The organism is Pedobacter nanyangensis (genome assembly GCF_003313505.1).
Taxonomy (GTDB): domain Bacteria; phylum Bacteroidota; class Bacteroidia; order Sphingobacteriales; family Sphingobacteriaceae; genus Pedobacter; species Pedobacter nanyangensis.
Map to the genome: position 1 here is coordinate 1 of NZ_QMHO01000003.1, position 13,717 is coordinate 13,717.

Below are 13,717 nucleotides of genomic sequence, written 5' to 3' on the forward strand. Positions count from 1 at the left end.
TTGTAATGGAAAGCCCACAGCCGAGTAAAGCGAGGCAAGGACTTGTAATGAGCGGGACCTCGACTTGCCTCACTTCTCTGATTGTTTTATTAAAGATAAAGATATTGAGCGGGGCTGCTTTTACAAAAAGGTGATGAATTTGCTTTTCCGTTAATGAATATAAAACAGTTCTCGCAAAAAGAATTTAATTTATAAACATTCTATATTTTAAATATCTCTTTGAAAGGAGATTAGCCGCCGACGAGTTAAGGGCTTAAGCGCTATATTTGTTTTAATCCAATTCCCCAACTTATGGATGATTTTTTAGCAGCCCGTTCGCAAATGGCCCTATCCCTGGGCTTTCACATTATTTATGCTTGTATTGGTATGGTGATGCCGTTTTTTATGGCGGTTTCGCACTACAAGTGGTTAAAGACAAACCACGAAGTTTATAAGCATGTTACCAAAGCTTGGAGCAAAGGCGTAGCCATTTTTTTTGCTACAGGTGCCGTTTCGGGTACCATGCTTTCCTTTGAACTGGGCTTGCTTTGGCCCAAGTTTATGGAACATGCAGGCCCCATATTTGGGATGCCTTTTTCGTTAGAAGGAACGGCGTTTTTTATTGAGGCCATTGCACTGGGTTTCTTTTTGTATGGATGGGACAAGCTTAATAAATGGTTCCATTGGTTTACTGGCGTGGTGGTAGGAGTGAGTGGTTTGGCTTCGGGTATTTTAGTGGTGGCCGCCAATGCCTGGATGAATAGTCCTGCTGGTTTTGAGTACGTAAATGGCCAGTACACCAATATTGATCCTATTAAGGCCATGTTTAACGATGCTTGGTTTACGCAGGCACTACACATGTGTTTGGCGGCGTTTACGGCCACAGGTTTTGCGGTAGCAGGTGTGCACGCCCTAATGATTTTAAAGAAACAACACACGGATTTCCATTATAAGTCATTTAAAATTGCAGCGGCTTTTGCTACGGTAGCGGCGCTGTTACAGCCTATCAGCGGGGATATTTCGGCTAAGGATGTGGCCCAGCGACAGCCAGCAAAACTAGCGGCCATGGAAGCCTTGTACAAAACCGAAAAACCAGCACCCTTATTAATTGGGGGTATTGTAGATGAAAAAAATAAGACCGTAAGTAAGGCCATAGAAATTCCCGGGGCTTTAAGTTTTTTAGCGCATGGCGATTTTAAGGCCGAGGTGAAGGGCTTAGACCAAATTCCCGAAGATGAACATCCGCCAGTGGCCATTACCCACTATGCTTTTCAAATTATGGTGGGCTTGGGTACGGTAATGATGATCATTTCCTTCATTTATTTTGTGGTTTTGTGGCGAAAGAAGACGGTTTTAGGTACCAAATGGCTGCTGAAACTCTTCGTTTTTGCCATCCCCTTAGGATACATTGCTTTGGAGGCAGGTTGGACGGTAACGGAAGTAGGCAGGCAGCCCTGGATCATTAATGGTATTATGCGAACCAAAGATGCGGTAACGCCAATGCCAGGTATTGTCTGGTCATTTTATCTCTTTTCGGCCATTTATTTTTCTTTGAGCCTGATTGTCATCTTCTTGCTGTACCGGCAAATTAAAATGGTTCCTGTACTTTATCAATCTTCAAATACCGACTCATGGAACAAGTAGTGATTGTCTTTTTATGTTTGGCCATTCTGCTATATTTTTTATTGGGCGGAGCCGATTTTGGTGCGGGTATTATTGAGCTTTTCACCTCGGAGAAGAATAGGAGCAAAACCCGTAATACGATGTATCATGCCATAGGACCAGTGTGGGAGGCTAATCACATGTGGCTAATTATTGCCATCGTGATTTTGTTTGTGGGCTTCCCTTTTATCTATACCACCATGTCGGTGCATTTGCATATTCCGTTGGCCATTATGCTCATTGGCATTATTGCCCGCGGAACGGCTTTTGTGTTTAGGCATTATGATGCCGTTAAGGATAACATGCAGGCGGTTTACAACCAGATTTTTGTTTATTCAAGCTTTATCACGCCATTATTTTTGGGCATCATTGCTGGAAGTGTGCTTTCTGGGCAGATAGATTTAAAGGCCAACAACTTTGCGGATGCCTATATTTTTAGCTGGCTGAATTGGTTTTCTGTTTCCGTAGGATTGTTCACCACGGCACTTTGTGGCTTTTTGGCGGCTATTTATTTGATTGGCGAATGTAAGACTGTGGAAGATAAAAAGCGCTTTATCAAAAAGGCAGAGTACATGAACATTGCAGCGGTAGTTTTTGGTGCAATGGTATTTTTTAGTGCTGCCATGGAAAATGTACCGCTAATGAACTGGGTGGTTTACAACAAAGTTGGATTAACGGCTGTTAGCTTAGCCAGTTTATCGTTAGTGATACTCTGGTATTTGTTGCTTAAGGGCAAGACAAAGGTTTTGCGCTTGTTAGCAGGCTTTCAGGTAACGATGATTTTGGTAGCTATCAGTTATGCCCATTTCCCTAATTTTATTCGTTTGAAAGGGGGCGAGGTAATTTCTTTATATACAACCATTGGCCCTGATAAAACCATACAAAGTTTGGGCTGGGCATTGGTGTTGGGCAGTTTGTTGATTTTACCTTTTTTGGGTTATTTGTTTTATAAGTTCCAACAAAAAGAGGAGTAGAGCATTTAAGAAGAGGTTGTTTTGGATGGTTAAAAATAGCGTTTAAATAACCACCTTAGACATCTTAGAGCATTCAAGTAAAGAGAACTAAATAAAACTAAAATGAACTTAGGTGTCTTAGGTGGTTAAAAAAATATAAAGCTGTTAGATTTAACTTCGTTGATTTTCAATGCTCTCTGCGTTCGAGATGACGACAAAAATTTCCTAATCTACACCGCCTTTACGAATAGCTTTTTTCTGCTCAGGCCAAGTTACTTTTTGCCCGGTACGTGGATTTACTTGCAGTTCAGCTCTTTCGGTAGTTAATCTTTCAGGATCTTCGCAAGCCATGTAAACCATAATTGCCGCTAAAATGGCATTGCTCCTGATCTCGTCGAATACCATCTTGTCATAGCTATCACGATTAGTGTGCCATGTGTAAGTGCCATAATCCCAGCTGGTTGAACTTAATGAAAACCCCGGTGCGCCAACCGCTACGAAAGAAGCAAAATCGGAACCGCCAGCGCCCGGAATACCAGGGAACGAAGTTTTGATTTGATTTTTGATCGTATCTGGAACTTTTGCCAACCAGCGAGTCAAGAATTTCTCGGCATTAGCAAAGCCTTGTCCAGCTAAATTTACCACCCTACCTGTTCCATTATCTTGGTTGAACAATGCCTGTAGGTTTTTCACGATTTCAGGATGATCTTCCACAAATGCTCTCGATCCGTTTAAACCTTGCTCTTCGCTGCCCCAGTGCCCCACTAAAATGGTGCGTTTAGGGTTTGGATAGAATTTTTTCAGGATACGCATGGTTTCCATCATCAAGATTGTGCCAGAACCGTTATCTGTAGCACCGCTGGCAGCATCCCAAGAATCGAGGTGTGCAGATAGCATCACGTACTCATTTGGTTTGTCTTTGCTCTTGATTTCGGCTACGGTGTTAAAGGTTGGCACTAATCCAAGTTCTTTAGATTCTGAAACGATATTAAGGACAGGTTTAGCGCCGAATTTTACTAAACGAAAAACTAAGCCGTAATCTTCTACGGAAAGATTAATGGTAGGGATTTTCTTGGTGTTTGCGCCAAACACCTTATCAACCCCAAAGCCTTGCGACCAGTTGTTGATGGCCAATGCTGCCGCTCCAGCGTTCTCCAATGCTAAAGCTAGATCTTTGGCTTTTAAGCCTGTTTTGGCTAGGTTATCGTTGAATTTTTTTAAAGCCGCTGCTTTTTCTTTTTTATACTTCTCAAAAAGGTCTTTGGTAGCAAACTCCTCCCAGTTTTTGTCAGGACGGCCAGAAATTTGGTTATGAGAAATTAATACTACTTTGCCTTTTACGTTTGGCAACCATTTTTGGAACGAAACCGAATCCGCAATGTTTTCTGGTAGGATAATCGCTTCAGCTTTAACGGGTTTTCCATTGGTTGATGGGCTCCAGGCCAGTTGTGTAGCTTCCAAGGTCCTTAAACGTGGGCTCACCAAATCAACATGGGTTACACCGCGTTCCCAGCCACGCCATTGTCCCCATTGCTCATTTTTGGCACTAATACCCCAATCGGCATATTTTTTTACTACCCAGTCATTGGCTTGTTTCATTTGTGGCGTACCCACCAAACGAGGTCCAACTACATCTAATAGCTCATGGGCTAATTTTTCTAACTGTGAGTTTTCGTTGGCTTCTTTAACGATATTGTCTATCACTTTATCTTGCGCAAAAACGAAGGAAGAAGTGAATAGCAATAAACTTGGTAAAAGTAGTTTTCTATTCATTTTAGGTTATTTGTTTAATAGCCTTCTAAATTAGTTAATAAGTGCATTATAAACCTTCCTTAATAGAAATGTTGCAAGTGGTACATGGTGTGTTCTTTATTGTAGAAATAGGCTTAGTGAGCGGAAAATAAGCTCAACATCTGGTTTAAAGCATTTTTGGAATGCATTATCTCCCCATTTTGAATAGATTCTTTTGCAGCCAAAGCAGCTCTTTTACGCATATTTATTTCGTAAGAAGCGATAGCCTCGAGCAAATTGCGATAACGATTTGAGGTTAAGCATTCACTCAACTCTAAGGCGTCTAACATGGCCATGTTTACACCTTCACCTGCAAACGGAGGCATTACATGAGCGGCGTCACCAATAATGGTTAGGTTAGCTGAGGCTTTCCATTGTTGGTCTAAAGGCATGCAGTGAATGGGGCGAGGGATAAATGGCATTGTTGCATTTTCGAATAATTCAATCCAGATATTGTCCCATTCAGGGTACTTCGATTTAAACCAAGCCAACATTTGATGACGGTCGGTATAATCAAGCCCGTTACTTTTAGACCAATTTTCTTCTGCTTTAAAGCTGGCGTAAAATCCAATTTCACCGTTGGCCTTTTGTCCCATGAGGATGTCTTTTTCGTTGCCAAAAGCCATGATTTTTCCTCCTTTTAATAATTTGTATATATTGGGTGCCGTTTTTTCGGCATCGTAGATATTTCCTTCGAGCATGGTAATGCCAGTATAGAATGGTTTGATGTTTGTAAGGTAAGGGCGTATTTTGGAATTCGCTCCATCAGCGGCTATCACAATATCGGCATAAACAGCGGGGCTATTTTTGAAATGTAGCAGCCAGCCGCCATTTTCTTTTTCCATCGAAATGAAATGGCTGTTCCATACTACAGTTGCAGGGTCCAGAGCTTCTAAAAGGATTTTTCTAAGTACGCCTCGGTCTATTTCAGGCCGAAAATATGGATTTTCGAAATCTTCCCTGATCTTTTGGTCGTGGTCGCTGAAAAATACCTTGGCCTGTTCGTTCATAATTAGTTTTTTGTCTGCACCTGGCATAAAATTGATTTTAAATGCCTCCAACAAATTGGCTTTTCGAAGTGCAGCTAAGCCAGATTCATCATGTAAATCTAGCGGGGACCCCTGAACTCTAGCATATTTATCTATATCCCTTTCGTAAACTTTAACGTTTGCGCCTTTAAGCGCTAAGAGCTTTGCTAGTGTTAGCCCACCTGGGCCACCACCAATGATGGCAATTGATTTATCTTTTAACAACATTATTTTAAAATTTATGTTGCAAAATTATTTCTTGTCGTACACCAGGAATTGTAAAAAACGGTCGTTTTGATTTTTAAAGAGTTCTTTAGGGGAAACACCCGCAAGTTTTTTGATCTCTTTAATGAAATGAGATTGGTCAGTAAAGTTGAGCTGGGGAGAGAGTTGCCCATCTTTAATGTATGGGAGTGAGGCTTGAAAACGAAGGATACTGCAATAGGCTTTTAACGAAATGCCTAACTGTTGGTTAAAATGGCGGTTAATTTGGCGTTCGGTCCAATATACTGTTTCAGAAAGTTCCCTAATGCTCATTTCGCCATTGGTAGAAAAAATAAGCTGGAACAATTTTTTCTTGCGCTCGTCTATGTTGTTGGGTAAAATGGATTTTATTTTTTCGGTTGCCTTTTCGCAAAATTTCTCAAAATCGTCAAGGTCACTCATGTTAAAGCCCCAGAAATCATTTGGGAGTATTTTTCCGCTATTTAAAATTGGGGCAATGGAATGTTTTAATATGTATTCTATAGCCAATGGATTAAAACTGATTGAAAAAAATGTCGAAATCTTCATTTTCGGCATCGGTTTGGGCTGGGTTTCTAAGCCCATCAAGGTAACTTGAAACTGGTTGTCAACCGTTTTGGAAAAAAGCAGGTCTATTCTGCCATTTGGTATAATTACGCCATCACTTTTATTCGACAGGTTTTTAAGCGAGGAAAATCTGTCCACAAAATCTGCGAGTTCTGGCGCTGGTTTGCTAAACCGATAGTCTAGGCGGTTATCCATCATGGCAACATCAAGTTAAAAACTGCCTTTCTGCACTTTATCGTGATAAGGTAAATATTCAGCAAGTGCCGCAGAGCCGTACCAGTTGTAAAGTTCGGCATCTAGCAGCTTGGCGTTCACTGCTGGGTCGGTAGCAAGCCAAAGTTTTGCTTCATCGATTGATTTGGTATTTAAAATAAAGATGCCCCGGTATTGCTTGTCGTTTTTGCCCATTGGGCCTGCTACAATAAGTCTGTTGGCCTTGGAAAGCACTTGCATATTGCTCATGTGCCCTTTAAAGAGGCTATCCGTTTGAGTTTTGGTTAAGGTAGTGTTGCTACCTGTTTTAAGGATTACCAGCACGTACATTTTCATGCCATAGTTGTCGGCACCTAGTTTTTTGGCCAGGGCTTCGTCGTATTTTGCTTTTTCTTGTGCTTGGCTATAAAGTGCAAAGCTGGTCAGTAGTATGGTGAATAATATTTTTTTCATGATTACTGTTGTTTGTTGATGTTAAGTTAATAAATGTTTTGGAGGTACTCAAACCATAACTACTGTCATTGCGTTGCTTTGCGATGTCTTCATCAACCTTTGCGGTAGATGTTTAACGCTAAGAAAGGAAGAGTTACGCCAAGAACGCAAAGGGAAAAGCCGAAATAATGAAATGTCTTTTCGTTGCTTTGCGATGTCTTCATCAGCCTTTGTGGTAGATGTTTAACGCCAAGAAAGGAAGAGTTACGCCAAGAACGCAAAGATTTTGTTCTCTAAACCTGATTGCCGGCGGCAGCTTGCGAAGTGCAACGAGCAACTAAAGCCAAAAAGCAGGGCTAACATTGTTTAAATGTAGGAACCCTGCTTTTCTAATATGATGAGTTCATTGGTATCATTTGTTCATTGGTTTTGCATATTATCCAAATGAACTATTGAGCTAATGAACTACTGAACAAGTTATTTCTTCATCATTTTCAGGAACGTGGCCAGTTTAGCTTTCATTTCCCTACGGTCTACAATAAAATCAAGGAAACCGTGCTCCAATACAAACTCCGAAGTTTGGAAGCCTTTTGGCAAATCTTTTTTAATGGTTTCTTTAATTACCCGAGGTCCGGCAAAGCCGATTAGGGCACCTGGTTCGGCAATATTAATGTCGCCCAACATGGCATAAGAAGCGGTTACGCCGCCAGTGGTAGGGTCGGTCAATAGCGAAATGTAAGGGATTTTAGCTTGGCTTAACAAGGCTAGTTTGGCGGAGGTTTTTGCCATTTGCATTAACGAAAACGCGGCTTCCATCATCCTTGCACCACCTGATTTAGAGATCATTAAGAAAGGGACTTTCTTTTTAAGGCTGTAATCAATCGATCTGGCAATTTTTTCGCCCACTACAGAGCCCATTGAACCGCCAATGAAATTGAAGTCCATACAGGCAATCATAATCTCCTCACCGTCAATTTTACCATGGGCCGCACGAATGGCATCCTTGAGCCCTGTTTTTTTGGTGGTTTCTAAAAGCCTGTCGGTATATGGTTTGCTGTCGATAAAGTGCAACGGATCGCCCGAAGTAAGGTCGGCAAAGAGTTCTGTATATTCGTTATTATCGAAAAGTACATTAAAATATTCTTTGGAACCTACCCTGAGGTGATAGCTGCAGTATTGACAAACCCACTTGTTTTCCTGAAGGTCGGCACTGTGAAGCGCTTTTTTGCAGTTTGGACATTTGTTCCATAAACCATCAGGAGCTTCTTTTTTTTCTTCAGTGCTGGTACTGATCCCTTTTTTCTCTCTTCTAAACCAAGACATGTTACTTTTTAAAAATGCGACTACAAAGAAACGAAAAAAAAAATTAACGCAAAACGCAGTTTTCAGTTAACAACCATCAGTTTTAAATTACCGCCTCGTTATTGTGATTTGAAAAGACCCTATCGTACTACTATTTTAGTTTAGTCCTGCTTTCGCTCATAGTCCTCAGCTTCGTTGCGCTACGCTTTCACTCGCTTCCGGGCTAATCCGCTCAATCAGGTTTAGGGGGCGGGGCTTATTGCACCGGTTTAAGTTCCCCAAACCCGATTGCAGCGACAGCCCCGAGGAACGAGGGCTACAGCGTAAAGCGGGGCTAGCGGAACGTTTGGGAGCAGCAATTGCTTTCTAATCATAACAAATAAACAATGGCCAAACTCCAAATTAACAAAAGCGCCCAACTAACTAAACCAATGGGCACATGAGCCATTGTACGAATGAACAAATGACACAATTAGCCAAATCACCAATTTAAACGGTTAACCAAAACTAGCCTTAGTGTATAATTGACAATAAGTAATTTTTGATTACATTTGCCAAATAACATCTATAGTTAGATTAAAATTCCTAACTTCGAAACAATTTAAAACTAAATATAAAATGAGTTTAAAAGGCTACAAAGGCGTAATTCACGGAGCTGCTGTACAGGAACTGTTTGAGCAGGCCAAAAAACATCAATTTGCACTTCCAGCAGTAAACGTAACAGGAACCAATACGATTAATGCGGTAATGGAAACAGCAAAGGCGGTAAATTCGCCGGTAATCATCCAATTGTCTAACGGCGGCGCACAATTTTATGCAGGTAAAACCTTAAACAATGATAACCTACAGGCTTGTGTTTTAGGCGCTGTTTCTGCGGCCAAGCACGTACATTTATTGGCTGAGCATTATGGTGTTGCCGTGATTTTGCACACTGACCATGCCGCTAAAAAATTGTTGCCCTGGATTGACGGCTTGTTGGACCACGGCGAGAAATTCTTCGCTGAAACCGGCAAACCTTTGTTCTCATCGCACATGTTGGACCTTTCTGAAGAGCCAATTGAGGAGAACCTTGAAATTTCTGCAAAATACCTAGAGCGCATGAAGAAATTGGGAATGACCATTGAAATTGAGCTGGGGGTTACCGGTGGCGAGGAAGATGGCGTTGACAATAGCGATGTAGATAGCGCTAAATTATATACCCAGCCTAGTGAAGTGGCTTATGCCTACGAAGAATTGAGCAAAGTGAGCGACCAGTTTACCGTTGCTGCGGCCTTTGGTAACGTACATGGGGTTTACAAACCAGGTAACGTGAAATTGCAGCCAATTATCTTGAAAAATTCGCAGGATTTTATCAAAGAGAAATACGGTTTAACTGCCGAAAAGCCTATCAATTTTGTATTCCACGGTGGTTCAGGTTCTTCGCAGGAAGAAATTAGGGAAGCTATTTCTTACGGAGCGATTAAAATGAACATCGATACTGACTTGCAGTGGGCATTTTGGGATGGTGTTTTAGGTTTCTACCAAAAGAACGAGGCTTATTTGCAAGGCCAAATTGGTAACCCTGATGGCGAAGATAAACCTAACAAGAAATTTTACGACCCACGTGTATGGTTGCGCAAAGCGGAAGAAACTTTTGTTGCTCGTTTAAAAGTGGCTTTCGAAGATTTGAACTGCGTGAATGTAAACGATAAATTGTAATTCATTTAAAAGATAAGAGAGCGCCGCACCAAAAATGCGGCGTTTTTTTGTGGGATGAAACTTTTATTTGAAATGCTATGTTTCTAACATACAGTTGCTTTATTGAAATTAAGTTTGACTAAAAAAAGCTTAATTTACGACATCAATTTTTATAGCATGAGCAAAGAAAATAAAATTGGATTGTTTGAAAGTTTTTCAAACGCCGCTACCAGATTTACAGGAAGTTCGCCCGCATTTATTTTGGCCGCGGCAATTGTAGTGGCTTGGGCAGTTTCGGGCCCTATTTTTAACTACTCTGAAACCTGGCAATTGGTGATCAATACCGGAACAACTATTATTACCTTTTTAATGGTTTTTTTGATCCAAAAAGCACAGAACAAAGATAGTAAGGCCATACAGCTCAAACTAAACGAGTTGATTGCAGCGCACGAGAAGGCCAGTAACCGCATGGTTGATATCGAAGATTTGACCGAAGAGGAGTTAGACCAATTTCACCAGTTTTATGTAGCCTTAGCCCAATTGGCTAAAAATGAATCGGATATTCATCAATCCCATTCTATAGACGTTGCCAAGAAGCTACATCGTAGAAAGGTGATGAAAATAGCTCAAGCATTATCCGATGAAATGAAATCTTCGAAAGATTGTTAATGAAATATCCTTATGAAAAAATTTTCCTGATAAATTGAATGGTTATGAGGAAAATTTTGACAAAGGTTAGTTGTTGAACGCTTCTGCAATTAATTCTTTACTGGCAATAGCTCCCGCCATGTTACCACTGTAAACGGCATTGGCCACCGAGCGCATCATGTTGGTATTATCGCCACACGCAAATACACCTTCGACAGTGGTTTTTTGTATCATATCTACATTAATGTAACCACTTTCGGATAATTCGCAACCTAAGAGAGTTGGGAGGTGTGTACTTTGTTTAAAACCCAATTTGGCATATAAGGCATTTAAACGTTGGGTGGTACCATCGGTAAACACCAAATATTCGAGCTGCCCATTTTGATGAGAAACCTTAATGATTTCTTTTTCGACAACGTTAATTTGCCTTGATTGAAGCATGTTGGTTTGCTCCAGACTTAAGGTAGATTTTCCATTGGTAAATAGTGTTAAATCCTTGCTCCAGTTCCAAATCAATTTGGCAAATTCATAGGCCATGTCGCCGTTACCGAAAATTCCGGTGGTTTGGTTACGCACTTCGTAGCCGTGGCAATAAGGACAGTGGATAACCGAAATACCCCAGCACTCGGCAAAGCCTTCAATATTTGGAAGCTCGTCTTTAATGCCGCTGGCGAAGATGATTTTTTTGGTTTCAAAAATATTTCCCTTGGCAGTGCTGATCTGAAAACCACTGCTTGTTTTGGTGGCATCTATCGCCTTATCATCAACAAAAGTGACGGTTTCGTATTTAGCAACCTGTTGCTTAGCAAGATCTGCAATTTCCTTTGGCGTTTTTCCATCTTGGGTAAGGAAGTTATGTGAATGGGGCGTTTGCGCATTGCAGGGCTTTCCATTGTCCAATACCAATACGGTTCTGATGGCCCGGCCCAAAGCCATTGCAGCTGATAAACCTGCGTAGCTGCCCCCAATGATGATAACATCGTATGTTGGTGAAATTTCCATGTTCGTTTAATTGTGTAAACGAAAGTACGGATTAAATTTATAATGCAATATTGTTGCATTTAATATTTCAAAACAATGACAAGGCTAGGCTTCGTTCATCAAGGCTTGGAATTTCTCTGCAAAAAGTCCTACATGATAACCATCGCCTAGTCCGTGATGTAGGTGAATGGATACGGGCATGGTTTTGATTCCATTTTGTTCGGTAACTTTTCCAAAAGAGATTTTTGGAGCGCTATCTGGAAAGCTAAAACTGCGGGCATGCGATAATGAAGTAAAATCTACCCATGGGATGGCCGAAAAATGGATCTCGCTGGCACCTGCTTGCGACGGAATTAACCCTTCAGCATTTTGCACTTCTTGTATGGCTTTTTGAGCATCGGCAATAAAAATACGCTCATCGTTGTTATAGTCGAAGTAACCAAAGCCGAAAGTGCCATTTGGTCTGTTAATGGTGGTGGAAACACTGATTTGTTCATGAAGGATGACCTCGTTATTTAAAATGCGGTAACGAAATTCTTCAATTGAATTTGCCGCTTTTAGTGCTCTGTACAGGTAGTGCAAAAAGAACGATTTTTTCTCAGCTTTTGCATTTGCGTAGGCATTAGTACAGTCGATACTCACGACTACCCCAAAGAACGGCTCTTCAAACTGACTGAAGAGTTTAAAATGGTCCCGTCTTTTCCAGGTTTCTATGTTGATTGTTTTCATATCTTTTTTGTTTAGCCACAGTTGGCAAGCATTTATTCATGAGATTGCTTCGCAAAGCTCGCAATGACGGATGTGTAATCGTCTTTGCGAGGAAGAATGACGAAGCAATCTACGGGATATCTCTGTGCATCTGCCGCAAATAATTACTACAACAAAGGAATTACCTGATCAATGCTTTCCACGCTGATGAAGTTAGGGTGTACAATCTCGTCTTCATGTGCTTCGTGTATCCAAGTGGTGTGGTACGTTACCTCCACCGCAAAAGCATTGATGGCCAAAACAGGTAAAATATCCGATTTTCGAGAATTGCCCACCATTAAAAAGTTTTCAGGTTTGCAATCCAAATGCTGAATAAGTTTGCGATAATTGGCAGGTTGTTTATCGCTCATGATTTCAATATGGTGAAAGTATTTTGCCAAGCCAGATTTTTCCAGTTTTCTTTCTTGGTCCAATAAATCGCCTTTGGTAGCCATTACCAATCTGTATTTTCCATGTAGGTGCTGTAGGGTTTCTTCAATTCCTTCCAGTAGGATAATAGGCTTTTGCAATAACTCATGGCCTATTTCAAATATTTTTGTAATCAAATTTTTGTCGATCTGATCCCCACTGAGCTTGGCCAATGTTTCTACCATGCACAACATAAAACCTTTAATGCCGTAGCCATACATTTTCAGGTTTTCCATCTCAATATCAAACAATTGTTTAATCACATCATCAGCAGGAAGATGGCTGAACAATACCGAAAATTTTTCTTCTGCCTGTCTGAAATAGGGCTCATTTTCCCAAAGGGTGTCATCGGCATCAAACGCAATGGTGGTAATTTGATTCTTCATTTGGTTTAATTATTTATTTGCGATGCTTTGCTATCGCATTATCTTTGTAAATGTTGCAAAGGTGAAGGAAATACCTGAAGCAAAAAAGGACAAATGTCCCAACCTTGTTATGCTGAGAACAAACACCGAATTTTTATCCTACATGGATGCGCTTTACCAAAGTCAGCGTTATCCATCTATTGCTTTACAGCATTTTAAAAAGGGGGATTTGTTGCTTACACAAGGCGAAGCCTGTGTTAAAGTGCTGGTGGTTAAAGAGGGGATTGCAAAGTGTTATTTTTTGGAAGAGAATGGTAAGGACTATATCCTGGAATTTTTGGGCGATGGGGAGATTTTAGGTGAGATAGAAACGTTGAGGAATACCCATTGTCTTTGTAATGTATCGGCATTAACCCCCTTAGAAGCTTATGCCATCCCAGTAGCTGTTTTTAGAGAGTTGTTGACTAAAGATCTGACACTAAACAAATTGCTGCTGCATGAATTGGCGGAACGTATCGTGAACACAAGCAGTAGGGCATCTTTTCAACAATTGTATACGGTTGACCACGGCCTGGGCAAACTTTTAGAGCTGCAGCAGAAACTAGATATACAGATCAGTAAGGATGATATGGCTGCTTATTTAGGGATTACCTTGCGCAGTTTGAACAGGGCTTTGAAGCTGGTTGGTACTAAATGAGGC

The 13,717-nt window shown here is 40.9% G+C and carries 13 protein-coding genes; 5 read left to right on the forward strand and 8 right to left on the reverse strand.

What is annotated here, in order from left to right:
* Positions 1–291 precede the first annotated feature (291 nt).
* Together DUT71_RS06000 and DUT71_RS06005 are read left to right on the forward strand one after the other, a co-directional pair.
* Positions 292–1,623 carry a cytochrome ubiquinol oxidase subunit I gene (locus DUT71_RS06000; RefSeq protein ID WP_113661651.1) on the forward strand — a complete coding sequence of 444 codons (1,332 nt, stop codon included), beginning with the start codon at positions 292–294 and terminating at the stop codon, positions 1,621–1,623.
* A complete protein-coding gene (locus DUT71_RS06005; RefSeq protein ID WP_113661652.1) occupies positions 1,611–2,615 on the forward strand; it encodes a cytochrome d ubiquinol oxidase subunit II in 1,005 nt (334 codons plus the stop codon). The genes DUT71_RS06000 and DUT71_RS06005 overlap by 13 nt, the downstream gene beginning before the upstream one ends.
* Before the next feature lie 204 nt (positions 2,616–2,819).
* On the opposite strand, the gene DUT71_RS06010 is transcribed toward DUT71_RS06005, so the two are convergent.
* The 5 genes from DUT71_RS06010 to accD form a co-directional block, all read right to left on the reverse strand.
* Positions 2,820–4,367 carry a M20/M25/M40 family metallo-hydrolase gene (locus DUT71_RS06010; RefSeq protein WP_113661653.1) on the reverse strand — a complete coding sequence of 516 codons (1,548 nt, stop codon included), beginning with the start codon at positions 4,365–4,367 and terminating at the stop codon, positions 2,820–2,822.
* 113 nt (positions 4,368–4,480) lie between these two features.
* Entirely contained in the window at positions 4,481–5,641 is a 1,161-nt protein-coding gene (locus DUT71_RS06015; RefSeq protein WP_113661654.1) for an FAD-dependent oxidoreductase, read from the reverse strand.
* 24 nt (positions 5,642–5,665) lie between these two features.
* Positions 5,666–6,421, reverse strand: coding sequence for a helix-turn-helix domain-containing protein (locus DUT71_RS06020; protein ID WP_240186869.1), 756 nt, complete (start codon positions 6,419–6,421; stop codon positions 5,666–5,668).
* A gap of 12 nt (positions 6,422–6,433) precedes the next feature.
* Complete coding sequence (locus DUT71_RS06025) at positions 6,434–6,889, reverse strand: YciI family protein (RefSeq protein WP_113661656.1); 456 nt, start codon at positions 6,887–6,889, stop codon at positions 6,434–6,436.
* Positions 6,890–7,345: 456 nt separating this feature from the next.
* Positions 7,346–8,191 (reverse strand): acetyl-CoA carboxylase, carboxyltransferase subunit beta, encoded by an 846-nt coding sequence (gene accD / locus DUT71_RS06030; protein ID WP_113661657.1) that lies wholly within the window; start codon positions 8,189–8,191, stop codon positions 7,346–7,348.
* A 597-nt stretch (positions 8,192–8,788) separates the two neighbouring features.
* Between accD and fbaA the strand changes: the two genes are divergently transcribed.
* Both fbaA and DUT71_RS06040 read left to right on the forward strand, forming a co-directional pair.
* Positions 8,789–9,868: a class II fructose-bisphosphate aldolase gene (gene fbaA, locus DUT71_RS06035; RefSeq protein ID WP_113661658.1), complete on the forward strand. Its 1,080-nt coding sequence runs from the start codon at positions 8,789–8,791 to the stop codon at positions 9,866–9,868.
* Between the two features lie 156 nt (positions 9,869–10,024).
* The gene (locus tag DUT71_RS06040) at positions 10,025–10,516 is read left to right on the forward strand and encodes a low affinity iron permease family protein (RefSeq protein ID WP_113662118.1); all 492 of its coding nucleotides are present in this window, start codon (positions 10,025–10,027) and stop codon (positions 10,514–10,516) included.
* A 66-nt stretch (positions 10,517–10,582) separates the two neighbouring features.
* Here DUT71_RS06040 and DUT71_RS06045 read toward each other — a convergent pair whose 3' ends face one another.
* The 3 genes from DUT71_RS06045 to DUT71_RS06055 all read right to left on the reverse strand — a co-directional run bounded on the left by DUT71_RS06045 (position 10,583) and on the right by DUT71_RS06055 (position 13,038).
* The gene (locus DUT71_RS06045) at positions 10,583–11,497 is read right to left on the reverse strand and encodes an NAD(P)/FAD-dependent oxidoreductase (protein ID WP_113661659.1); all 915 of its coding nucleotides are present in this window, start codon (positions 11,495–11,497) and stop codon (positions 10,583–10,585) included.
* 84 nt (positions 11,498–11,581) lie between these two features.
* Positions 11,582–12,205 carry a chloramphenicol acetyltransferase gene (locus DUT71_RS06050; protein ID WP_113661660.1) on the reverse strand — a complete coding sequence of 208 codons (624 nt, stop codon included), beginning with the start codon at positions 12,203–12,205 and terminating at the stop codon, positions 11,582–11,584.
* Positions 12,206–12,351: 146 nt separating this feature from the next.
* Positions 12,352–13,038, reverse strand: coding sequence for an HAD family hydrolase (locus tag DUT71_RS06055; protein WP_113661661.1), 687 nt, complete (start codon positions 13,036–13,038; stop codon positions 12,352–12,354).
* A 109-nt stretch (positions 13,039–13,147) separates the two neighbouring features.
* On the opposite strand from DUT71_RS06055, the gene DUT71_RS06060 reads away from it, so the two are divergent.
* Positions 13,148–13,714: a Crp/Fnr family transcriptional regulator gene (locus tag DUT71_RS06060; RefSeq protein ID WP_113662119.1), complete on the forward strand. Its 567-nt coding sequence runs from the start codon at positions 13,148–13,150 to the stop codon at positions 13,712–13,714.
* Positions 13,715–13,717: the final 3 nt, after the last annotated feature.

Coding starts and splice junctions, on each gene's coding strand:
- DUT71_RS06005 (WP_113661652.1), top strand. CDS start 1,611: ATGGAACAAGTAGTGATTGTCTTTTTATGTTTGGCCATTCTGCTATAT.
- DUT71_RS06020 (WP_240186869.1), bottom strand. CDS start 6,421: ATGATGGATAACCGCCTAGACTATCGGTTTAGCAAACCAGCGCCAGAA.
- DUT71_RS06040 (WP_113662118.1), top strand. CDS start 10,025: ATGAGCAAAGAAAATAAAATTGGATTGTTTGAAAGTTTTTCAAACGCC.
- DUT71_RS06010 (WP_113661653.1), bottom strand. CDS start 4,367: ATGAATAGAAAACTACTTTTACCAAGTTTATTGCTATTCACTTCTTCC.
- DUT71_RS06055 (WP_113661661.1), bottom strand. CDS start 13,038: ATGAAGAATCAAATTACCACCATTGCGTTTGATGCCGATGACACCCTT.
- DUT71_RS06025 (WP_113661656.1), bottom strand. CDS start 6,889: ATGAAAAAAATATTATTCACCATACTACTGACCAGCTTTGCACTTTAT.
- accD (WP_113661657.1), bottom strand. CDS start 8,191: ATGTCTTGGTTTAGAAGAGAGAAAAAAGGGATCAGTACCAGCACTGAA.
- DUT71_RS06015 (WP_113661654.1), bottom strand. CDS start 5,641: ATGTTGTTAAAAGATAAATCAATTGCCATCATTGGTGGTGGCCCAGGT.
- DUT71_RS06045 (WP_113661659.1), bottom strand. CDS start 11,497: ATGGAAATTTCACCAACATACGATGTTATCATCATTGGGGGCAGCTAC.
- DUT71_RS06060 (WP_113662119.1), top strand. CDS start 13,148: ATGCTGAGAACAAACACCGAATTTTTATCCTACATGGATGCGCTTTAC.
- DUT71_RS06000 (WP_113661651.1), top strand. CDS start 292: ATGGATGATTTTTTAGCAGCCCGTTCGCAAATGGCCCTATCCCTGGGC.
- fbaA (WP_113661658.1), top strand. CDS start 8,789: ATGAGTTTAAAAGGCTACAAAGGCGTAATTCACGGAGCTGCTGTACAG.
- DUT71_RS06050 (WP_113661660.1), bottom strand. CDS start 12,205: ATGAAAACAATCAACATAGAAACCTGGAAAAGACGGGACCATTTTAAA.